The organism is Streptomyces poonensis, assembly GCF_014650915.1.
Lineage (GTDB): Bacteria > Actinomycetota > Actinomycetes > Streptomycetales > Streptomycetaceae > Streptomyces > Streptomyces poonensis.
In genome coordinates this window covers 271,614-295,287 of record NZ_BMVW01000009.1, presented here as the reverse complement: position 1 = coordinate 295,287, position 23,674 = coordinate 271,614, and the positions used below count along the sequence as shown (strand labels likewise).

Annotated in this window: 3 protein-coding genes and 1 pseudogene; all 4 read right to left on the bottom strand. The window is 72.6% G+C overall.

All coding sequences use genetic code 11. From position 1 onward, the window contains the following. Positions 1-110 precede the first annotated feature (110 nt). Positions 111-8,846: pseudogene (locus tag IE242_RS22950) on the bottom strand (SDR family NAD(P)-dependent oxidoreductase); the annotation flags it as partial. Positions 8,847-8,884: 38 nt separating this feature from the next. Continuing rightward, entirely contained in the window at positions 8,885-21,304 is a 12,420-nt protein-coding gene (locus IE242_RS22945) for an SDR family NAD(P)-dependent oxidoreductase (protein ID WP_189862152.1), read from the bottom strand. A gap of 51 nt (positions 21,305-21,355) precedes the next feature. Next, entirely contained in the window at positions 21,356-22,222 is an 867-nt protein-coding gene (gene fabD, locus IE242_RS22940; RefSeq protein WP_229859312.1) for an ACP S-malonyltransferase, read from the bottom strand. Further along, complete coding sequence (locus IE242_RS22935; protein ID WP_189862150.1) at positions 22,219-23,646, bottom strand: PfaD family polyunsaturated fatty acid/polyketide biosynthesis protein; 1,428 nt, start codon at positions 23,644-23,646, stop codon at positions 22,219-22,221. Before IE242_RS22935 ends, fabD begins: the two co-directional genes overlap by 4 nt. Between the last annotated feature and the right edge of the window lie 28 nt (positions 23,647-23,674).

Genomic DNA, 23,674 nt, shown 5'->3' with positions numbered 1-23,674 from the left:
CTCGGGGTCCGGGACGCGGGCCTCCTCCGTGAAGTCGAAGCCGTTGACGGAGTCGCCGCGGTAGGGGCGCCGACGAAAACTCCTGTCCGGCTCCCGCGGAGCTCCGACGGGCGGTGGCCGGAGTCCTCGACCGCCTTCCACGCCGTCTCCAGCATGATCCGCTGTTGCGGATCCATCAGTTCGGCCTCCAGCGGGGTCATTCCGAAGAAGTCGGCGTCGAAGCGGTCGACGCCTTCGATGAAGGAGCCCCAGCGGCTGTTCACCTTGCCTTCGCTGCGGTGCGGATCGCCGAAGAACTCCCGCCAGTCGAAGCGTTCCGCCGGAATCTCCGACACCAGATGGACCCCGTCGCGCAGGTTCCGCCACCAGCTCGCCAGGTCCGGAGACTTGGCGAAGCGTCCCGCCATCCCCACGATGGCGACCGGATCGGTGGACGGGAAGGAGGGGTGCGGGGAGGATGCCGGCGCCACGGCCGGCTGCTCCGCCTGCGTCGTCCCCCTGTCCGGTCCGTTCGGTCCGCTCCTGGCGGGCTCCTCCTCCGGCTCCGTCTCCGGGCTCGGCACGGTCGCGTGCGCGACCAGGTAGTCCGCGAGGGAGTCGATCGACGTGTGCTCGTACAGCAGCACCTTGGGCAGCTTCCCGAACTCGGGTTCCAGGCTGCGCACCAGCTGGATGGCGCTGAGGGAGTCCATTCCGTAACCGTCGAAGGAGGCGCCGGTGTCCACGTCCTCCTCCGGGACGCCGAAGAACCGGGCGAAGACCGCACGCAGCCGTGCACGGACCCAGGTGACGTCGGCGGCGTCCGGGGAAGCCACGACGGTGGGTCGGGCACCGGCCGGCGGGTCCGCCTGCGGTGCGGTGACGGGGGCCGTGACCGCACCGGGAGACGTCTCCGCGGTGCCGTACGCCGTCATGGCCGGAGCCGCGATCGTTCCTCCGGGAGCGGGCCCTGACGGCACCTCACCGATCAGGACGGCGTTGTCGAACTCGCTCTCGTCGAGGTCGGGAGAGCCCAGCGCCCAGGTGCGCGCGAAGCCCTGCTCCGTCATGGCCCTGCGCCACCCGGCGACGTCCAGGAACGGTGAGTGCGGCAGCCGCACCTCCGGGTCGACGCTGGACCAGTAGCCGGGCAGGGGACCGATCATGGCCGTCATGCAGTCCCGGTTGCGGACCAGCTCCTCCAGGACCACGATCCCGCCCGGAGCGAGCAGGCGGCGGATGCGGGCCATGCTGTCGGCCATGCTCCGGGTCGCGTGCACCGAGTTGGCCGCGATCACGACGTCCGCGCTCGCCGGCTCGAATCCCTGCGCCTCGGGGTCCGCGTCCAGGTCGAGCACGCGGCACTCGAAGGAGACCGGCGTGTCCGCGAACCGGGCCCGGGCCGCGGGCAGGAAGGCCGGGGAGACGTCCGTGAACAGGTAGCGCACCGCACCGCCCTGATCGGCGAGCACGTCGAGCAGGCGCCGAGTCGTACCGCCGGTGCCGCCGCCGATCTCCAGGAGCCGGACCGGCTCTCCGGGCCGCCGCTCGCGCAGTGCCCTCACCTGGCCGGCCACGAGCCGGGCGACGATCTCGTTGTGGTGGTCGGCCACGTCGTTGCCGTCGTAGATCCGCAGCAGCAGGTCCGGGTTCTCCGCGGTGAAGAACACCTCAAGGGCGTCCGCCTCCCCGGCGAGAACCTCCGGCAGCCGGGGAACACACGCGGTCACCAGGTCGACCCAGGGCTTCAGTTCCGGGTGCTCTGCCGCGAGCGCGGCCGCGTCCGCGGCCAGCCGCCCCGCTTCCTCCGGTGCTCCGTACCAGCGATCCGGGTCGAACGGGGCCCGTCCGATCATGGGCGCCAGGGCGTCCGCCAGCCTCCCGTACCGTTCCTCGTCGGCGAGACGTGCCCGCAGGCGCGCCGCCGTGGGCAGGCCGCTGCCCGGCCCGTCGCTGAGCAGGTGCCGGCTCCAGCGCCGCAGGAGGTCGTCGAGGCGGTCCATGCCCCGGGACACCCGGCGCCCGGAGAATCCGCTGCGGGACACGAAGTCGCCGACGGCCTCCACCACGGGGGCGGCTCCGCCGTCCCGTCCCGCCGACGGTGCCCCGTCCGTGCCGGCCGGTGCCCGTACGGCGGACGGGGGAGCGAAAGCGGCCGGTGCGTCCTCGAACCAGTACCGCTCGCCACTGAACGGATACGTCGGCAGAGAGAGCCGGGGCAGCTCGTCCTCTCCCTGCATCGGGGGCAGAGCGGGCCCGCCGGCCGTCCACTGCCGCGCCGCCTCCACCAGTTCGGGGCTCTGGGCGCGAACGGGGTCGTCCCCGTAGAGGCGACGACTGGCGGTCTCCTCGCCCAGATAGACGTCCAGCTGGCGCAGCAGGCCGGGCAGCGAGTCCGCGAGCACGGCGATGCGGCAGGCCATCTCCTCGCGGCCGCGGCGCAGCGTGACGGCGACCCGGTCCGGTCGGGTGTCGGGCCGGTCGGCGAGGAAGTCGCGGTGCTTGCGGACAAGTTCGCGCAGGGTGTCCTCGTCGCGTGCCGAGAACGGGAACACCAGCGGTCGGGGCGTCCGAGCGGGAGCGGTCCTGGCGGGCGGCTCCTCGAGCACGGCGTGCGCGTAGGCACCGCCGAAGCCGAAGGAGCTCACCCCGGCCCGGCGGGACGCGCCGGGTGCCGGCTTCCATGCGAGGGGCTCGGTGTTGACGAACAGCGGGCTGCCCTCGAACGCGCAGTACGGGTTCGGTGTCTCGAAGGACGGCATGGCTGGGATGACGCCGTGGCGCATGGACAGCACGGTCTTCACCACGCCGACCAGTCCCGCAGCGGCCTCCGTATGGCCCAGGTGCGCCTTGGCAGAGCCGACCGCGCAGAATCCCGCCTTCCCCGTGTGCCGACGCAGTGCCGTCGAGGCGGCCTCCACCTCGATGGGGTCGCCGAGGCTGGTCCCGGTGCCGTGCGCCTCCAGGTAGGTAAGGGTCTCCGGCTCGATGCCGGCCTCGCGCCAGGCTCTGAGCAGCAGTTCCGACTGCCGGGCCGGGTTGGGAGCGGTGACGGATCCGGCTCGGCCGCCGTGGTTGACCGCCACAGCTCTGATCACCGCGTGCACGGGGTCGCCGTCCGCCAGCGCCCGGTCGAGCGGCTTGAGCAGCACGGCGGTGACCGCTTCTCCCGGCACGTACCCGTCGGCGCGCGCGTCGAACGTGTGACAGCGTCCTGACGGGGACAGCGCGCCCAGCGCCGAGCTGCGGAGGTAGTGCTGGGGACTGAGGATCAGGTTGGTCCCGGCGGCGTAGGCCATGTCGCACTCGCCGCGCCGCAGCGCGTTCACCGCGAGGTGCAGCGCGTACAGGGAGGACGAGCAGGCCGTGTCGACGACGATGCTGGGACCGGTGAGGTCGAAGGCGTAGGACGCCCGGTTGGCCGCCATGGAGACGGAGGTTCCGGTGACGTCGTGAGCTCCCGGCAGCCGGTCGCGGCTCGCCATCTCCTGCTCGTAGTCGCTGAAGCACCGGCCGACGAAGGTGCCGGTCGCCGAACCCCTCAGGGTCCCCGCGACCCCCGCGTCCTCCGCCGCCTCGTAGAGCACTTCCAGCAGGAGTCGGGCCTGCGGGTCCATGCCTTCCGCCTCCGCGCGGGGCACGCCGAAGAAGCGGGCGTCAAAGCGCGCCACGTCGTCGAGGAACGCGCCGTGGCCGCAGTCGGTGCCGGAGGGCCGGGTGCCCGTCGGGTCGTGGTGGAGCCGGTGGTCCCACCGGTCGCCGGGGACTTCGGTCACCAGGTCGCGGCCCTGGACGAGGTCGGTCCAGAACCCCGCGGTGTCCCGCGAGCCGGGGAAGCGTCCGGCCATGCCGATGATCGCGACGGGCTGCTCGGCCGGCCCTTGGGAGGGGCGCGTCGCGACGGGAGATCGTTCGGTCCCTGACCGGCGCTCCGCCGACTCCGCCGGTTTCACCGATTCCTTCGGCTCGGCCGTCGACCCGGACCCGGCTGCGAGAAGGGCGGCGACCGCCTCGCTGTGCTCGTCGACCAGATGAGCGGCGAGCCTGCGGACGTCGGCGTACCGGAACAGCACGGTCGGCTGGATGTCGACCGCGAGCCGGTCGGAGAGACGGCGCACCAGGTCGACGATCCGCACGGACGACAGGCCGAGTTCCATGAATCCCGTGTCGGCGACCGGTCCGCCGGGCCCCACCCCGCCGGTTTCGCGAAGCAGCCCGCCCACCAGGTCCTCCAGGTACGACAGTGCGGCCCCGAGCAGTTCCTCCCGCTCGGCTCCCCGCGTCGGCTCCGGCGCGTCCCGGGTCTCCGGAAGGACGCCCAGGTGGTGCTCCAGCAGGTCCCGCTCCCCGTGGACCACGACGACCTGGGTCTCGCCGGAAGCGAACGCGGTTTCCAGCGCCGCCAGTCCGTCCGCCGTCTCCAGCGGTCGTGATCCGGTACGGGCCAGTACCCGGTCCTGGACCGCCGCGTCCACGCGCATGCCTCCGTCACGCCACAGCGGCCAGTTGAGCGCGAGCGTGCGGCCCGAGCGCCGCCCGGCGGTCCGGCGCTCCTCGCGCCATGCGGCGAAGGAGTCGAGGTAGCGGTTGGCCGCGGCGTAGTCCGTGGCGCCCGCGTTGCCGAGGGCCGAGGCGACGGACGAGTAGAGGAGGAAGTAGTCGAGGTCCTGGCCGCTCGTCGCGGCGTCCAGGTGGGCGGTGCCCCGTACCTTGGGGGCGAGGACGTCCGTGAAGGATCCGATCGTCTTGTTGACGAGCAGGGCGTCGTCCACGATCCCGGCGGCGTGGACGACCCCGGTCAGGGGGCCGAGCCGGTCGACGACCGTGTGGACGGCCCGGAACGTGGCTTCCCGGTCGGTGAGGTCCGCGCTCAGGTAGACCGCGCGGGCGCCGAGCCCTTCGAGTTCGGCGACGGCGGCATCCGTGTCCGGCCCGGGCGCCGATCGTCCGATCAGCGCGAGGGAGACCTGTGCCGTCTTCGCGAGGAGTCGAGCGGTGTGGAGGCCGAGCGCGCCGGCGCCTCCACTGATCAGGTAGGTGCCGCCGGGTCGGGAGAGGGGCGGGCACTCCGTCCCTCCGCTCGGCACGGTCGGAGCGAGAGCGACGAAACCGAGGGTGGTACGGCCCGACTCCGTGTGACGTGCTTCAACGGCGTTTCCTGCCGGGGCGTCGGGCCTCTCGGTGAGCGCGTCGGCCGCCTCGGCCAGCAGGACGGCCGCACCGGCCCGGCCGGTGCCGAAGCCGACCGCCTTCAGCGCGAGCTTCGGCTGTTCCAGCCGGACGCTGCGCGCGAGGCCTCCGATCGCCGTGTGCGCGGGGCTCTCCTCCTCGCTCGCGTAGCCGTAGACGACGGCCAGCGGGGTGGTGCGGCCGAGCGCCCAGGCCCGGCAGAGCAGGAACGCGGAGAGCAGACCGCTGGTGTCCTCCAGGCGGGGGGATCCCGCCGCCAGGGCCCACAGGTGCAGGACCGCGGCCGGCTCGGCCCCTTCCTCCCGCAGGTCGGAGGCGAGGGCCCGGTAGTGCTCCTCGTCGCCCGGCTGCAGCTGGTAGGTGTCACGCGCCACGCGTGCGTACGACATGCCCGGTCGTACCTGCACCACGCGCCGGCACAGGGATCGCAGTTCGGCGACGCGTGTGTCGTCCGTGTCGAAGGCGAGGACCACATCCTCGCCGAAGGACCCGGTTCCGGCGGGCACGGGCAGCGGATCGTGCCGCCATCGGGGGGCGTACAGCATCGCACGGGCCGGAAGGGACGGCGTGCCGGAGGGAAGCTTCTCGGCCGGCGCCCCCGCGGGGGTGCCGGCACCGATCCAGTAGCGATCGCGGGCGAACGGGTAGGTCGGCAGAGCCGTGCGGCCGGCGCCGTCGATCACGGGCCAGGCCGTCGTGCTCCCGGCCGCCCACCGCTCGGCCAGCACGGTTTCGTCGGCCGTGTGCGACGCGAAGGAGGGGCCGTCCGCGCCGGGGCGCACCCGGCCGGTTCGTGCCGCTCCCCGCGGGTGTCGTCCTGCCGCGAAGTCCTCCAGGGCGTCCGCCAGTTCGCCCAGGGTCGACACGACGGCCACGAAGCGGTGCTCCATCGCCCGCCGCCCGGTCCGGAGCGTGTGGGCCACGTCATCCAGGCGGAGGTCCGGGTGGGCCCTCACATGGGCCGCGAGCCTCCCGGCCTGCTGCCGCGCCTGCTCCTCGGTCCGTGCCGACAGCGGTACGGCGCGAGGCCGCCGGGCGTCCGGCTCGCTCCGGGGCCGGGCCCGCTCGAACTCCTCGACGATGAGGTGCACGTTCGCCCCGCCCGCGCCGAAGGCGCTCAGCGCGGCACGCCGGGGCACGGCGGCACCGGTCGCCGGATCGACGGGAGCGTTCCAGGGTTCGTGGCGCTCCGGCAGGTAGAACGGGGACTCCTGGAACCGGATGTCCGGGTTCGGTTCACCGACGTCGGGGCCCGCGGGGATGGTCCGGTGGCGCAGGGCCGACAGCAGTTTGGCCAGGCCCGCCATGCCCGCGGCCGCCTCCAGATGGCCGATGCTGCCCTTCACCGAACCGATGGCGCAGGAGCCGGGCGCGACGCCGTGCTGCTGTCCGTACACGGACGTGAGCGCCTCGATCTCGATCTGGTCGCCCAGCGTGGTGCTGCTGGCGTGCGCTTCCACGTAGCCGATGGTGCTCGCCGGGACACCGGCGTCGGCGAGTGCCGCCGCCACCACACGGGCCTGGGCGTCCGGGCTGGGGACGGAGTATCCGCCGGTCCGGCCGCTGTGCCGCAGGGCGGATCCGCGGATCAGCCCGTGGACGTGGTCCCCGGAGGCGAGCGCGTCGGCGAGCGGGCGAACGAGGACGGCCCCCACTCCTTCGCCCGGCACATAGCCATCGGCGCCCTTGCCGAAGGGCCGGCATCGGCCGCTGCCGGAGAGCAGTCCGAGCTCACCGAGCCGGAGGTACTTGTACGGGTGGAGGGAGAGATTGACGCCCCCGACGACGGCCGCCCGGCACTCGCCCCGGCGGATGCTCTCGACGGCGAGGTGCAGGGCGGTGAGGGCCGCAGAGCAGGCGGTGTCCACCGTAAGGCTGGGGCCCTTGAAGTCGAAGGTGTACGAGACCCGGTTGGCGAGCGCGGAGGACCAGGATCCGGCGATCTCGGGGCCGCCTTCCCTGAGCCGGTCGAGCCCGTTGAGCTGGTAGTCGTTCCACATGGTCCCGGCGAACACCCCGATGGCGCCGTCGGTCTGTTCCACCAGCCCCTCCGGCGTGTGCCCGGCGTCTTCCAGCGCCTCCCAGGCGGTCTGGAGGAAGAGCCGCTCGTGCGGGTCCATCACCTCGGCCTGCCGCCCGGTGAGGTGGAAGAAGCCGGCGTCGAAGTCGGCGACGCCTTCGCAGAAGGCGCCCCATTTACCGTACGTACGTCCGGGCACCCCCCTCCGCTCGTCGAAGTAGGGCGTGTGGTCCCAGCGGTCGGCCGGGACCTCGGTGACGCGGTCCCGGCCGTCGCGGAGTACGTCCCAGAGGTCGCCGGCGGTGGCGGCCCCGGGGTAACGGCCGGCCAGGCCGATGATGGCCAGCGGCTCGCCGGCCACGGGACCGGTGGCCGCCGCGACGAAGGAGGCAGCGGCGCGCAGGTCCGGCGCCGCGGACCGACGGCCGGCCCCGGACGTGGCCGTGGCCGATCCGGCTTCCGGGTCTTCCGTGGTGACGGTCTCATGTCCCTGCTCCCGGAGGTGGTCCACGAGGGCACGGACCGTGGGGTACTCGAAAAGAAGGGTCGGGTAGAGCTGCGTCCCCAGCCCGTCCTCCAGGGAGCCCGCAATGTCCAGCAGGTCGAGCGAGGTCAGTCCCAGGTCGTAGAAGCCCGTTCCGGGATCGATGTCGTCCGCGTCGAGGTCGAGCTTCGCCGCGACGAGCGCGACGACGGCCTCGCGAAGGCCGGTCGTACGAGCGCCGTGGAAGGGGATCCCGGCGGCTGCCGGGACCATGACCTGCTCGGGCCGGGGCCGTGCCCCGTCGGCCGATCCGAGGAGGCCGGTGATCAGGTCGGCGGAACGGATCCGCTTGGCCCGGAAACCGCCCAGCCGGGCGACGACGACGCCGTCGGGCGAGCACACGTCGAGGTCGGCCTCGAACAGTTCCCCGTCGAGCCGCCCGCCCACCGGGCCCGGTACGTGGACGAGGTTCTCCGCGCCGACACCGCCCGTGGCGTGGAAGGAGTCGACGTAGATGGGGATGAAGGCGTGGTCGGCGGCGGACCGCTGCGTCTCCTGGAAGAGCAGCATCGGCACCAGCGTGGCGAAGTCGATGACCGCCGGGTGGGCGTGGAACCGTCCCAGGTACGGCTCCGCCTCGGCCGCGAGGCGCATCCGGGCCATCGCGTGGCTCTCCCCCACGTGCACGACCCCCGAGGCCTTCATAAAACCGCGGTGGTGGATGTCGAGTCCGCGCACGAAGCCGTAGAGCTCGTCGACGTCGACCACGCCGGTGGCGAGGGCCGTGAGGCGGTCGGGATCGATGCGCCGACCCAGCAGCGCCGGGGAGACGGGGTGGAGCTCCGCCCGGCAGTTGGTCTCCCAGTCCGCCTCGGCCGCGTCGAGGGGGCGGCTGCGAACGATGACGGGCAGGGCTTCACCGGCGTCCGCGTCCCCGAACCGGACCTCGACCCTGCGCCCGGCCTCGCTTCCGACGACGGGAGCCAGGAAGGTGATGCGACGCAGTTCGACATCGGCGGGGTCGACGCCCGCCTGGCGCACCAGGCGCAGCACCAGATCGAGGAGGAACACGCCGGGCAGCACGGGGACGGCGTGCACGAGGTGGTCCCGTACCGCGTCGTCCTCGGCGCGGACGGTCGTCGCCGCTCGTCGGCCGGCGAGGAAGAGCAGCATGTCCTCGGAACGCTCCGCACTTCGATTCTCCGCCATGGCTAGATCAGTTCCTCCAGCTCGAGCAAGGGACGGGGGTGCTGTTCGGTCCGGGGGCCCGCGGCCGCAGGCCGCTCGACCCAGTGGCGCTGCCGCCGGAAGACGGGGGCCGGCAGGGGCGTCCGTCGCGCCGTGTGCGCGTCGCGTTCGGCGTCCGTCAGGCCGCGGACGACGACGTGGCAATTGGTGCCGCCGAAGCCGAACGCGCTGATGCCCGCGCGGCGGACCCCGTGCCGGGGGCGCCACTCCCCCAGCTCCGTCTGGAGGCGGAACGGCGACGTGTCGAAGGCGAACCGGGGATTGGGCCGGTCGCAGTGGAGCGTCGGGGGCAGAGCCCCGTGCACAAGGGAGAGCACGACCTTGTGCAAGCTCGCCATCCCGGCCGCCATGAGGAGGTGCCCGACGTTCGACTTCACACTGCCGACGGAGCAGAACCCTCGCTCGCTCGTGAACTCGCCGAAGACTCCGGTGAGTGCTCTCAGTTCGATCGGGTCACCGATCATGGTTCCGGTGCCGTGCGCCTCCACGTACGAGACGCTCGCGGCACCCGCCCCCGCCTTGCGGAGCGCGTCGCGGACGACGGCCTGCTGTGCTTCCGGGTTCGGGGTGGTCAGGCCCATGGTGCGGCCGTCGTTGTTCATGGCCGTGGCCTCGATGACCGCGAGGATCCGGTCGCCGTCCGCCAGTGCTCGGTCCAGGGGTTTGACCAGCACCGCTCCGACCCCCTCACCCGGTACGAAGCCGTTGGCGCCGGCGTCGAAGACGCGGCAGGCCCCGTCCGGCGACAACGCACGCGCCGCGCTGAGCGACAGATAGGGGGTCTCGTCGAGGATCAGGTCGGCGCCACCCACGAGGGCCATCTCGCATTCGCCCAGTTGCAGGGACTGATGGGCCAGGTAGAGGCTGGTGAGGGAGGAGGAGCACGCGGTGTCGACCACGAGGTTGGGCCCCCGCAGGTCGCGGAAGTGTGCCAGGTGGGCGCCGATGAAGTTCTGGTTGAGCCCCGTGGCCGTGGCCCGGTGCGGGACCGCGATCCGGGTGCCGTACGTGCTCGTGCCCGAACCGACGAACACCCCGACCCGCCGACCGGCCAGCTCGTCGCCCCGGTAGCCGGCGTCCGCAAACGTCTGCTCGGCGGTCTCCAGGAACAGCCGCGTCAACGGGTCCACATGAGCGGCGTGGTCGCCCGGGATCCCGAAGTATCCGGGGTCGAAGTCCTCTATCCCCTCCAGGAACCCGCCCCACTTGCTGATGCTCCTGCCGTCCCGGTGTTCTGGCGAGTAGAGGGTCGCGACGTCCCAGCGTGAGCGGGGCACCTCCCGCACGCCGGAACGGCCCTGGCGCAGCAGTTCCCAGAACTCCGCCGTGCCGGCCGCGCCGGGGAACCGGCTCGCCATGCCGACGACCGCGAGGGGCATGGCCGTCGGGGTCGTGGTCGGGGCGCCGGGGGACGACGCGGCCGGGGTGGCGACGGGCGTGGCCGTACCGGCCCAGTGGGCGAGGCCTTCGGGGTACCGCTCGCAGAGGTGGTCGGCGAGCCGGGCGACGCTGGGGTGCTCAAGAATCACCGACGGATCCAGCGGCGCTCCGGTCAGCGGCTCCAGGGCGCCCACGATGCCGGCGATCAGAATGGAGTCGATGCCGAGATCGACGAAGGCGGCCTCGGGCCGGATCTTCCCACGGTCGAGCAACAGGGCTTCGGCGAGCACGTCGGTGATGTGGGCGACGCACCGCCGGACCAGGTCCTCGGAGCGCGCGGAGGGAATCCGTGTGCCCTGCGGCTCCTCCGCTCCGCCGACCCCGGGCGGGGCGGGCTCGGGCTCCCCGGACTCCAGCAACGTCCCGGCGACACCCGGGTGGCCCGTCACCGCGACAAGGCTGGTGTGTCCTGTCACCGACAACGCCGAGTCGAGCAGGGCGAGTCCCTGGTCACGGGTCAGCGCCGAGAGGCCGAGCTCGCGGTAGCGCGGGCTGGTGACCTCTCCCATGCCGGCCCCGGCCCAGCTGCCCCAGTCGATCGCGAGCCAGTGCGTGCGTGCCCCCCGCCCGGCGCCGTGACGCGCCGCATGGGCCGCGAGGGCGTCGAGGGCCGCGTTGGCGCTGGCGTAGTCGGTGAGTCCGACGGCCAGTCGGGGCACGACAGCGGAGAGCGACGAGTAGAGGACGACGAAGTCCGGCTCGTCCTCGGCGAGGGCGCGGGCCAGCTCCGCGGGCCCGGTCCCCTTCGGTTCCCAGCAGGCAAGGATCTCGTCCAGCCGTTTGCGGATGAAGGCCCGGGTGGGCGCGACCGCACCCGCGCAGTGCAGCACGCCGGCGGGCCGGCCGAACCGGACGCGCACGTCGGACAGGAACCGGGAGATTCCCGAGGGCTCGGTGAGCGAGCCGCTGTGGAGCATGACCTCGGCGCCCGCGGCCTCCAGGCGCTGGACGGCAGCGACCCGTTCCGCCCACCAGGCGTCCGGGGGGGCGTCCGGCCAGCGGTGGCGCGGGGGCAGTGCCCGCAGGCCGGCCAGGACCAGCTTCCGGGCGCCGCGTTCGACGAGCAGCTCGGCCGCGGCCAGACCGAGGCCCCCCGTGCCGCCCGTGATGACATAGGGCCTGTCCGCGGTGATCGCGAACGCGCCGAGGCGGCCGGCCCCGGCGGGCCGGGGAGCCTCGACCGGTGCGAGCCGAGCCACCTGGCGGGCGCCCTCGCGGTAGCGCACCTCGGGTTCCTCACCCACGGCGGCGACCTCGCGGAGGGCCAGGTCGAGCATGTCCACCAGGTCGTCGCGTGCGCCGTCGGTCTCCACCGTGACCGCGCGGACGGCACCGTACTCCGCTCCGATCGCCCTCACCAGGGCGGCGAACCGGGCCCCGTTCAGCGCAGCGTCCGATCCTTCCTCGGTCGTGTCCACCCGCCGCACGTGCACGAGGCGCAGCTCATCGGCACGACCGCCGGCGACGAGCGTCTGGAGCAACCCGATACGAGCGCGCTCCCGGTGCCGTACGGCTCCGCCCGAAGCGTCCACGAGGTCGATGACAGCGTGCAGAGGGCCGTGTCCCGAGAGGATCCGCTCCGCGATCCGCCGCCCGGCCTCGTAGTCGTCGAACTCCGTCTCGTACTGGTGGGGTGCCAGTGCCGGAAGCGGGGAGGGCTCACGGGCGACCACCCATCGCACGCTCTCGAAGCCCGCGAGCCCCTCCATGAAGGACACTCCCGCGTCCCGTCCCACGAGGAGGAGGCAGAGGGGCCGTCCGTCGAGCGGCACGACGGCCGCCGGGGCCGGTCGCCAGCGCCGTCCCATCAACTGGGGCACGTGCGCGGCTCCGTCCGCCTGCGCGGTGACCGGTGCGTCGTGTTCCATGTCGCCGCCCCCTTCCAGTACCGGCCCGTGGGATGTCGAGTGGTCGAAGGGATAGACCGGGAAGCGGACGCGACGCCGGGCCGGGTCCGCCGGCTCGGTGAGGGCCTCGCCGGCCACCCAGCGGATCGCCGCCCGGTGGAGCCCGGACGCGGCCGGGGGCTGCGAAGTGCCGTCCTCGCCGGTGTACAGGCCGTACGGCGCCTTTCCCGCGAGGTAACCGTCCAGTTGCGCGAGCAGCTGGTGCCGGTCGGAGGCCACGGCGGCGAGGCGCGTCGGAAGCGCACCGCGGGCGACCCTGGACGTGTACGCGAGATCGGCCAGCACGGGGGCCGTCTCCGCGACGGTCTCCCGCAGCCGCCTCGCGTACTCCCGCAGGCGGTCGGCGTCGGTCGCGGAGAGCACGATCAGTTGCTCGTCCTCCTGCGTCAGGACCGGTACCCGCCCGGCCTCGGACACGGGGGCCGCCGGCGGCTCCTCGACCACCACGTGGGCGTTGGCACCGCCGAATCCGAAGGCGCTCACTCCGGCCCGCAGCGGCAGGGGGGCGTCCGCGGCGTCCACCGGACGCCATTCCCGCGCCTCCAGAAGGACCTCGAACGGCCCGTCGGTCAGGTTCAGGTGCCGGTTGGGCCGGTCTCCCACGGCGTTGGGAGGCAGGGTCCGGTGACGGAGAGCCAGGAGGATCTTGAGCAGACCGGCCATGCCGGCCGCGGACTCCAGGTGGCCGATGTTGCCCTTCACCGCCCCCAGTTGGCACCACGGCGTGTCCCAGACCGCGCCGAGCCTGGCGAACGCCTTGGTCAACCCCGCCACTTCGATCGGATCGCCCAGTTTCGTACCGGTGCCATGGGTCTCGATGTACGACACGGTGCGGGGGGCGAAGTCGGCGCGGCGCAGCGCCGCGACGACCACGTCCGCCTGGGCGTCCGGGTTGGGAGCGGTCAGCGAGTGGGCCCGTCCTCCGTGGTTGACGGCACTGCCCCTGATGACCGCGCGTATGTCGTCGCCGTCACTGAGAGCCTGGTCCAGCGGCTTGAGGACGACGACGCCGACGCCTTCGCCCCGAACGAAGCCGTCGGCCCGCTCGTCGAAGGTCCAGCATCGGCCGGTGGCCGACAGCATGCCGGCCTTCTTCAGTGACGCGAACCAGTCCGGTGAGAAGAGGGCGTTGACGCCGCCGGCGACGGCGAGCTCGCACTCCCCCGTCTCGATGGCCCCCAGCGCGCGGTGGAGAGCGGTCAGCGAGCTGGAACAGGCGGTGTCGATCACCTCGCTGGGGCCGCGCAGGTCGAGCAGGTAGGAGAGGCGGTTGGCGATGACGCTCTGGACGTGGCCGGTGATGCTGTGGGGCGCCACCGCCTCTTCGCCGCGTGACAGCAGCTCCGTGTAGTCGGAGAGTGTCGCCCCCACGAACACCCCGGTCCGGCTGCCGCTCAGGGCCTGCGGGTCGTAGCCCGCGTCCTCCAGGGCGTGCCACGCCTCCTCCAGGAACAGCCTCTGCTGGGGGTCCATCAGCCGTGCCTCGCGCGGCGAGATCCCGAAGAAGGCCGCGTCGAAGGCGAGGATGCCCTCGAGGAAGCCTCCGGCGGGACGCGTGTCGCCGAACCGTCCCGCGGGCGCCTGGGTGACCAGGTCACGACCGGCCATGATGTGGTCCCAGTAGCTGTCGAGGTCGTGTGCGCCGGGGAAACGGCCGGCCATGCCGATCACCGCGATCGCCATGGGCCGCGGTCGGCCGGCCCCGGTCTCCGACTCCTCCCGGGATTCCGGGGCCTCGGTGCCGTCCGCCCGGTGGACGGTGGCCGTGGCCGTGGTCTCCGGCTCCGGCCCCGCGACGGCGGCGGCCGTCGCGAACGTCTCCCGGTGACGGTCGCACAGCTCCTTCGCCAGCGCGTCGACCGTGGGTGCTTCGTAGAAGACGACGGGCGTCAGGGTGAGTCGGAACTCCTCGTTGAGCCGGTTCGCGAAGTCGGTGAACAGCATGGAGTTGAACCCGTAGTCCCCGAACTCCACGGCGGTGTCCACCTGCGCGTACGGGATCCTGGCCAGGGCGGCGGCCTCCCGCCGCAACCAGTCGCGCAGCCAGACCCGTCGGTCCGCACCGTCGTCCGGCACCGCGCCGGCCGGGGCGGCGGCTCGCTCGTGGACCACGCCGGTGGTCGGCTCCAGGGCCGCCAACGCGGCGCTGATCCGCTGTGGGTCGCCGCAGCCGATCAACACGGTCGGCTGCCCGAGTCGGATGACGTCCTCCATGGCCCGCAGGGCCGCGTCCGTGTCGATCGCCGTCAGCCCCACGGTCGTCTCGATCAGCCGCCGGACGGCGGGAGGCATGGCCATGCCTCCGTGCTCCCACAGGGGCCACACCGCCGACACCGACCGGCCGCGCCGTTCCCCTTCCCTGGTGAGGGCCGTGCGGTGCTCGCAGAAGGCGTCGAGGAAGCGGTTGGCGGCGCAGTAGGCGGCCTGGCCCGCGTTGCCGAAGGTGCCGACGAACGAGGACATCACCAGGAAGAAGTCCAGATCGTCCCCTGCCGTCGCCTCGTCGAGCAGCACGGTGCCCATGAGCTTCGGCGCGAGCACGGCCGCGGTCTCGGCGTCGGTCCTGTCCCTCGCCGGCCCGTCGTGGAGGACGCCCGCCGCGTGGATCACGCCGTGCAGCGGTCCGTGGTGCGCACGGGCGGAAGCGAGGCAGTCCGCCAGCCCGGAGGCATCGGTCACATCGGCTCGCAGGTACAGCAGATCACCGCCGTGAGCGCGGACCGCGGCCCGCAGTCGCTCGATCCCGGGCGTTGCGGGCGAGCGTCCGGTCAGGGTCACCGACGCCCGGTACCGCTCGGCGAGATACATGGCCAGGAGGGTGCCGATACCACCACCGCCTCCTGTGACGAGGTAGTGGCCGCCTTCCCTGAAGGCGGGGGCCGATCCGGGCTCGGCCGCGATCGGCGCCCAGCGCCGGAGCTGTCGCTCCGCGCCGTGCAGCCGTACCTCCGTCGTTCCCTGCGGGACCTCCGCGAGCACCTGGGCGAGCATCGGATCAGCCGCGCCTTCGGCGACCTCTACGCGTATGGCCCTGAAGCGGGGGATCTCTCGTGCGAGCGCCCGTCCGAATCCGGGGACGACCGCGCTGAACGGGTCCTGTTCGCCGACGCGGGAGACGCAGGCGTACGTCACCTCGCGGCCCGCGTCGGCCAGGCGCGCCAGGGTGCGCACGGCCTCCGTCTCGCGAGCGGCCGACCGATCCGTTTGGGGACGCGGGGTGTCGATGCCGCGCCGGTCGATCACGACCAGGGCCCGATCGTCGAAGTCGGTCGGGCGGATGTCCGACACGTCGGCCACCATCCGGTCCGCGCCGGTGCCCCCATAGGGGTCGCCACCGATGACCACGACGGCGGGCCCGTCCGGAAGGGTGCCCTGAGCGGCAGGTTCCGTCACCCATCGCGGGGCGTAGTACGTGAGGGGGGAGGTGTCGGTCGTCGCCGGGGGCATCGGGGCTGCCGCAGTCGTCGTCGACGGCTCGCGCAGCCAGTGGCGCGTACGCCGGAAGGGGTAGCCGGGCATCGGAACCCGCTGCTGCCCCGCCCGGGGCAATACGGACGTCCAGTCGACGGCCGCTCCCTGGCACCACAGCCGACCGAGCCCTGCCAGATCGCCTCGGCTCGCGATACCGCACAGCACCTCGACCATGCCGGAACTGCCGTCGAAGACGTCGGCGAGTCCGGTGCCGGCAGCGGCCCGACCGTAGCTCACGCCGCCGCCGACGTCCCGCGCGGCTTCGGCGAGGGGGCCGCTCGTCCCTGCGAGACGGTCGAGGGCACCGAGGAACGCGCGACGGTCGCCGACCGACATCGCGAGGCGACTGGCGAACTCGGCGCGCCCCGTCCGCAGGGTGTACGCGACGTCCGCGAGCGATGCGCGCTCGCCCGGCCCGCGCAGCCAGGCGGCGAGGCGCCCGCACATCAGCCGCAGCTGTTCGTCGTCCCGTGCGGACAGCGCCATGAGATGGATCCCGCTGTCGGACGCGGTCTCGGTGGGCGTGGGGACGGGCGCCTCCTCCAGGACCATGTGGACGTTCACGCCGCCCGCGCCGAAGGAGCTGAGTGATGCCCGGCGTGGGGCTCCGTCCCGTCCGGCCCCCCAGTCCGTCGCCGCCCGCTGCACCAGGAACGGGGTGCGGTCGAAGTCGATGTGCGGATTGAGTTCGTCGGCGTGGAGCGACGGCACGAGCGTCTGGTGCTCAAACTGGAGCAGCACCTTGGTCAGTCCCGCGACCGCGGCGGCGGCCTCGGTGTGGCCGATGTTCCCCTTGATGCTTCCGACAGGGGTGGACATCGCCGGCAGGTGGGGGCCGAAGGCCGTGCTCAGGCCGCGGATCTCGATGGGGTCACCGAGGGGTGTGCCCGTGCCGTGGGCCTCCACGTAACCGATCGTCGCGGGATCCACTCCCGCCCGCCGGAGGGTGTCGCCGATGAGGGCGGCCTGGGCGTCGGGGCTGGGGACCGTGAACCCGTTGGTGCGACCGTCGCTGTTGGTGCCCACGGACCTGATGACACCGTAGACGTGGTCGCCGTCGGCCAGCGCGTCGCGGAGCGGCCGCAGCAGTACGGCGCCCACGCCCTCGCTCGTGACCATGCCGTCGGCACCTGCTCCGAAGGGCCGGCAACGACCGGTGCGGGACAGCATGCCCAGTTGCGCGTACTGGATGCGGCGCGCCGGGTGCAGGATCAGGTTGACGCCACCCGCGATCGCGGCGGACACGGTGCCCGCTCGGAGGGCGTCGCACGCGAGTTGCAGTGCGACACCGGAACCGGAGCAGGCCGTGTCGACGGCGATGCTCGGTCCGGTGAAGTCGAGGAAGTACGAGACCCTGTTGGCGATCTGGTACAGGTCGCTGTTGGGGTACCGGCTGAGGCCGTCGAGCGCGGCGTTCGCGCTGAGCACGGCGTAGTCGGGGCCCATGGAGGCCACGTAGACGCCGACGTTCCTGCCGAGGCTCGCAGCGGTGTGTCCGGCGTCCTCCAGGGCATGGTAGGCGACCTGGAGGAAGATTCGCTGCTGCGGATCCATGGTCTCCGCCTCGCTGGGCGCGATGTTGAAGAACAGGGCGTCGAACTCGTCGACGCCTTCGATCAGCCCGCCCGCGGACGTGTACGTCCTGTCGGGTCCGCCCTTGGGGTCCACGAGGTCGGACCGGCCCCAGCGTTCGGCCGCGTCCCCCAGCGATTCGGTGCCTGCCACGAGGTTGTGCCACAGTTGCGTGACGTCGGCCGCTCCGGGATAGCGTCCGGCGATCCCGACCACGGCGATGCGGTCGTCGCGGTCGGGATGCACCGTGTTCTCCGGTGTCCGCCGACCGGAGGGGCGAGGGGCCGGGGCGACGACCGACGCCGGCCTCGGGACGGTGGCGGTGGCCTGCCCGGAGACCGAGGGGGCGGGCGCGATCGCCGCTGCCAGTGCTCCCAGCGTGCGGTGCTCGAAGAAGAGAGTCTTCGGCAGTCGGCCGAACCGTTCCTCCAAAGCCACGGTGGCGTCGACGATCTGCAACGACTCCAGACGCAACGACTCGAGCGTCGTGTCATGGCGCAGTTCGGCGCGCGGCATCCTGAGCAGCCCGCTGAGCACGGCACGGACGGCGTCGAGGGTCTCCGCGCCCTCCTGGCCCGCCGGGTCGACGGTGGAGGCGGTGACAGGACCGAGGGCGCCGTTCACGGCGAGGTGGAGCGCCGTGGCGTCGGTGAGGTCGACGGTGAGCTCTGCCAGAGCCGCGACGCGCTCCTGCGCGCCGGCCTGGTCCGCGGCCTTCCCCTCCCCGGGAAGCGCCCGGGCGGTCGGGGACGCTCCGGTGTCCTGCGGGGCGTCCCGGGAGTCCTCGGCGCCGTCGGGGCGGAAGGCGAGCCGCGTGAGCTCCGTGAGGGCCGCTCGGTGGACGACCGCTCCTTCGCCAGAGGCCGGATGCGCCGTGCCCGGTCCCATCGCGACGTCGAAGAAGAGGCGGGCGGGGCGGTTCTTCGCCGTCGGTCGCTGTACCGCTTCCAGCGTGCCGGGACCGCCTTCCTCGGCCTCCTTCGAGGCGACGGCCGCGAGGAAGGCGTGCTCCACGCCACGGCCGAGCACCCGGCAGCTCATGAGGAAGGTGTCCAGAACCACGGCTTCGGTGTCCAGCCGGGTGATGGCCGCGCCGACCAGCCCGTACTCTCCGAACCGGTCGGCGACCTCGGCCACCCAGCACCGGGCCCCCTCGTCGAGCACGGTGCGGAGCTCGGATTCGGACCGGCGGACCGTGCTGAGGTTGAACTGGTTCGTGCGCTGGGTGAGCTGGGCGACTCGGGGCAGCTGCTCCGGGCGCGCTTCGTGGACGTCGATCCGCAGATCCAGCCCGGCGATGAACTCCGCCAGGGTCGTGGACGAGCCGCGCAGGGCCTCGCGGTCGCGCGCCGCCCGGTACATGGCGGTTCGCTGCCGGTCCTCGTCGGTGACGTCGGCGCGGTCGAAGGCCCACAGCCGGTCGAGGAACGCGGGCAGGTCCTTCTCGTCGCCGGGCACGGGCAATGCCAGGACTTCGGGGTGCGCGGCTCTGACCGCGGCGATCTCCACGGGGTTGTCGTCGAGGAAGACCATGCTGTCGAGGCCGAGGCCGAGTTCCCGGGCGAGTTCCGCGAGATTGTCGGGCTTCGGGTCCCAGTTCACCCGGCGGGCGGCGATGTGCTCGAGGCGCAGGGGCATGTCCGTCCGCTGCCGGAACACCTCGTCGACGTCCTCGTCCTCGTTCTTGCTGCACAGACAGAGCAGGACGCCGCGGTCGTGCAGCTCGACCGCCCACTCCTGGAGACGCCGCCGGCCGGGGCCGATCCCGACACCCCGAGAGCCGTCCTCGCCGCACACCCCGCTCCACAGGGTGTTGTCGCAGTCGAGCACCAGTACCTTGAAAGGCGGAGCGAGAAGGGAGTGGACCTTGCGCGCCAGCGCCGTTCCCAAGGCCGTGTAGGCGACCGGCGTGTACGGGATGTGAGCGTGTTCCTCGCGTGCGGCGTCGTGGTGCTCCGCGACGGGGTACGCGCCGCTCCACTCCCCACTGCCCAGGACGTGGAGGCCCGGCACCCCGTCGAGAGCCGTCCGGAGCCGGCTCTCCGCCTCCTCCAGTTCCGGCCCTCTGCGGGTCTCTGCTCCGGGAGAGGGCGGGCACAGCGCGACGAGGAGGGGCACCGGTCCGCGCCGTGCGGCCGCGGTGGCGGCTGCCGCGAACTCGTCCAAGGTGCGGTGCCCTTCGGTTCCGGCAGGCCAGTCCTCCAGCCGGACGAGGGCGATGTTGCAGCCGCGCCGGTTGCCGGCGAAGGTGCTCGCGGGGTCGAGGAGCTCCTGGAAGACCTGGTTGTAGGGCGTGAGCCGGACCTCGAGGTCGAGACCGAGCCGCTCGGTCCAGTGGGAGAGGATCGGGTGGAGGGGGTCGGTGGTGAACGTACCGGCCACGGCGAGAACCCCGGAAGGGCTCGTCGCGCCCCTGACCGCTTCGACGCGTTCGCTCACCTCCGGGGTGCCCGTCACCGCGGAGAAGTCCTCCATCACCTCCACGGTTCCCGGCTCGCCGCCGACGATCCGGCGCACGATCGACACCGCGACGGGTTCCACGGCCAGCGCGTCGTCCGCGCCGACGACACTGTCGGCGAAGGTGGTGGCGAGACGCGGTGGCCGGACGACCAGGACACCGGTCCCCGGGTACTCCGCGGCACTCGTCCGCACCAGGCCCTCGACCGCGTGCTTCGCGGCGACGTAGTGGGAGAGGCCGCGGCGGGGAGCCGATACGTACGCCGACGAGATCGCCACGACGCGGCCGCCGCGGGCGGCGATGCCTTCGGCGAAGGCGGTGAGGGGGGCCTGTGCCAGTTCCAGTCCGCGGCGGACGTGCTCCCCGGCCCGGGTCACGGCGTTCGTGTGGAGGTCCAACGGGTGCGCGGGGGGACCCGCGTTCAGGAAGAGCAGGTCCACGGGTCCGGTCTCGGCCTCGATCTCCGCCCGTGCGTCCGCGCACCAGGCGGCATCGGCCGCGTCGCCCTGGTGGAGACGGATGCGGGCACCGTCCGGTCCCAGGGCGGCCACCAGCGCTTCCGCCTCGTCCCTGCCGTGCCGGAACGCCGTGTGGACGGTGCACCCGGCGATCGCCAGGCTTTGGACCAGCGCGGCCCCCAGGCCCCGGCTGCCACCGGTGACGAACGCGGAGCGGCCGGCCAACGGCCGTTCGACCGCCCAGGCACCCAGCAGCCGGCGCACTTCCTCGGCGGACGGTGCCGCGGCCTCGCGCCGCGCGACGACGCGCAGGGTCACACGAGCTTCCAGACGGCCGGCGACGGCCTCCCCCGCGAGCCGGACGGTTCGGAATCGCTCGTCCACCGCGGCGATCTCGGCCTTCGCCGTGAAGCCTCGGCGTCCCGCGGTCTCACCGCACTCCATCTCGAAGCCGCTGATCATCGCCGCGCGTCCGGGCGCCTCCATCCCCGCGAGATGGCTGGCCCAGCCGAGCACGGCCACGTGCTCCGCTCCGACGCCGTGCTCGGACAGGGACAGTTCCGTCAGGAATGCCGCGAGGGCCTCCCAGTCGGGCCGGTAGGCCGTGCCGATGACCTGGCCCACCGAGAGGTCCTCCAGCGGAGTCACGGCGGCGGCAGCCGCCGCTTTCGGGCGCGCCGCCTTCGCGGGAGCGGTCCGGAGCTCTCCGACGACGAAGTCCGCCTCGGCCTCGATCAGTGTCCGCCGGCCGTCGAGTACCCGGAGGATCAGCCTGACGAAACCTTCCTCCCCTTCCACCGCCGTCTCCTCGGCCGTCCAGGCATAGTCCTGGCCGAGGAGCACCGGCCCCGAGAAGCGGGACCGTAACGCCGCCAGCTTCCGTCCGGCCAGCGGCGGGACTCCCGCGATCACCTTCAACAGACACAACAGTCCGTGCGCGACAGGTTCCCCGAAGGGTGTCCGCCGCGCGTACGACGCGTCCACATGCAGCGGACTGGCGTCGCCGGTGACCCTCGCGAAGGTGAGCACCTCGTCGGGGGTGACGTGCAGACTGCCGGTGGCGGACTTGGGGTCCATTCGCCGTTGTTCCTCTCCACAATGTCACGGGACCTCGGGAACCGGCCGGGTCTAGCCGGCGACGGCCGCTTCGCGCAGGGATGCCTGGATACGCTTCGTCAGCCCGGTCAGCACGTTGCCGGGGCCGATCTCGCGCAGCTCCGGATCGGGCAGGCCGAGCAGGTGGGTGACGGTCTCGGTCCAGCGGACGGAGGAGGTGAGCTGCCGGCACAGGGTGCCCGCGATGTCGTCGTCCCGATAGGGAAGGCCGGTGGCGTTCGCGATGACCGGAATCTTCGGCCGGGCGAGCACGTACCCCTTGAGGAACGGCTCGAACTCCCGGGCAGCGGGCTCCATGTAGCGGGAGTGGAAGGCCCCGCTCACCTTCAGGGGGATCACCGCGTCGGCGTGCTCGGCCATGAGCGCCGAGACCGCCTTGACACCGTCTTCCGGGCCGGAGACGACGATCTGGTCAGGAGCGTTGAGATTGGCGATGTCGACCGGAAGGCCGGACGAGTCGAGCAGGCCGCGGACCCTGTCCTCGTCGAGTCCGAGGACGGCGGACATCGCGCCGCGCCCGGCGTCGGCCATCAGCGCCGCACGTTTGGCGACGATCTCCAGACCCGTACGGAAGTCGAAGACGCCGGCCGCGAAGAGAGCGGCGTACTCTCCGAGGCTGTGCCCGGCCATCACCTCGGGTATCCGTCCGCCGGTGCGCACGGAGTCGACGTAGGCGAGCGCGTCCACCACGTAGACGGCGCACTGGGTGTAGCGGGTGTCGGAAAGGCGCTCGGCGGGGCCTTCCAAGCAGAGTTCGGCCACCGAGTACCCCAGGACGGAGTCCGCCTGCCGGACGAGGTTGGGGTATGCCTCCAGCAGCTCCCGGCCCATGCCGACCCGCTGGGATCCCTGGCCGGCGAAGAGATGGGCGAGTGTCACAGCAGTGGCCCCCGGCTCCGGTCCGACCACGCCGTCATGGCCCTCAGCCGCTCGGTCAGTATCTCCGCGGCACCCCTCATGAGCATCTCCCCCAGATCATCGACGTGGCGATCGCGCCAGTTCTCCCGGTGTGTTCCGCGCACGTAGGCGTTGAAGGCGCCGAGGGCCGGCCCACAGTTGACCTGGTAGTCGACCTGGTGTTCCTCGGATCCGCTCATGGCAAGGCGGATCGACTGCACGAAGTAGGCCTTGAACACCAGCAGCATCTTGTGCTTGGGATCGCGTTCGGCCAGGGCGAGGGCCTTCGGGTTGGCACGCTGGTAGTAGGCGCGCGTCTCTTTCCACACTTCCTCGAAGCTGCGCCTGAAGTAGCGCCGCTGGAGCTGGTCGGCGGTGCGCCTGTCCAGGTCCTCCAGCGAGTCGTGGCGGCGGTACAGCTCGTACAGCTTGTTCGCTCGCGCCGGGTAGAACAGGCCGCGGCGCAGTACCTGGGCACGCGCCCCTGTCTCCAGCATGTCGCCGGCGGGCACAATCGCCATGTCGTGCGCCTCTGCTTCCTGCAGCATGTCCTTGACGCGCTCGCTGGTTCCACACTCCGCTGTGCACTGGTTGATGCTCCCGGTGAGCACGAAGTCGGCGCCCAGCACGAACGCCGCCGCCACTGCCTCCGGGACGCCGATGCCGCCCGCGGCGCCGACCCGAACCCGGGCGGCGGCCGGGAACTCCCTGGCCACTCGGTCCCTCTGCCGGATGGTGTCCGGCAGCAGGATCACGAGCTGCCGTTGGTCCGTGTGACCGCCGGAGTCCGCTTCGGCGACGAGGTCGTCCGCCAGGGGCACCCGGCCGGCGAGGACGGCCTCTTCTGCCGTGATCAAGCCGTCGGCGGCCAAGGTGTCGACCAGGGCGCGGGGCGCGGGACGCAGGAAGTAATCCGCCACCTCCGGGCGGGACACCTTCGCCATCACGCGGTTGGGGACGTGCACCGAGCCGTCACGAGCGGTGCGGAGTCCGCTCAGCCGGTAGCGCACGAGGCTCGGTGTCGGACGGAGGAACGAGGCCGCCTCCACCCGGCGGACACGATGGCGGAGGAGCAGATCGACCTGCTCCTCCTCCTTCGCGGGGTTCTCCAGACTCGCGAGAAGGTTGAGGCCGTACGGGCCGTCACCGATGTCCCGCCGGAAGCGGTCGATCGCCGCGGCGATCCGGTCGGGCCGCAGGCCTCCCGTACCGAAGTACGACAGGAGTCCCGCGCGGCCCAACCTGACGACCATGTCCTCCGACGCGACCGCCTTGTACATCGAGCCGGCCACGTAGGCGTAGCGCACGTGGTGGTCCGCCAGGAAGTCCGCACTGCCCAGCGCCTCCGGGGCGATGTCGGGCGGCCCGCCTCGGGACTGTTCGGCGTGTGTGACCGCCACTGTCATCGTTGCCTCCTCGCCTTCGCCGGGTTAG